At 40.7% G+C, this 523-nt stretch carries 1 protein-coding gene; it reads right to left on the bottom strand.

The genetic code is table 11. The features are described from left to right. Window positions 1-2: 2 nt before the first annotated feature. Window positions 3-443, bottom strand: a complete 441-nt coding sequence (locus tag INT19_RS02340; protein ID WP_193059578.1) for a zinc ribbon domain-containing protein — start codon at window positions 441-443, stop codon at window positions 3-5. Between the last annotated feature and the right edge of the window lie 80 nt (window positions 444-523).

The raw sequence follows: 523 nt of genomic DNA on the forward strand, positions 1-523 counted from the left end.
GGCTACGGGTCTGAGCGCACGATAAATTTTGAATAGCCACTTAGGGGTTTTCGTTGCTCTGAAAGAGATGTAAGCTTATCTCTAACCACTTGACTGTCAGGCATCACACTATATCCAGTTTCTAACACAAAGTTAATCTGTGCATCGATATCACTTATTTGTCCATTGATAGTATCAAGCTCAGTGGATAGATTAGACTTGCTTTGATCCCAAGCGGCACGACCTAGATATTCAATAAATGTTAGGTTGAAAACATGCATCAATGCTTCATATGGCCATGTCGTATTATTATCGCAAAATTGCTTGCCACGCTTCAGATAAGTTGAGCAATTCGCATAAACGATTTTCACTTCATTATATTTTCGAGTTCGATAGTAAAACCGTTTCCCACATGACCCACAATTAACAAGGCCAGATAATAAATATTCCTGCTCTGGCGACATCGAACGTGACCTGGAATTGAAGCTTCGCTGGACCTTATAAGTGGCTATTCAAAATTTATCGTGCGCTCAGACCCGTAGCC

Origin of the sequence: Halomonas sp. 3A7M, from assembly GCF_014897875.1 — a bacterium.
In the GTDB taxonomy this organism is placed as follows: Bacteria; Pseudomonadota; Gammaproteobacteria; order Pseudomonadales; family Halomonadaceae; genus Vreelandella.

What these genes read in the sequence shown, in the direction of transcription:
- INT19_RS02340 (WP_193059578.1), bottom strand. Translation starts at nt 443, where the DNA reads ATGTCGCCAGAGCAGGAATATTTATTATCTGGCCTTGTTAATTGTGGG.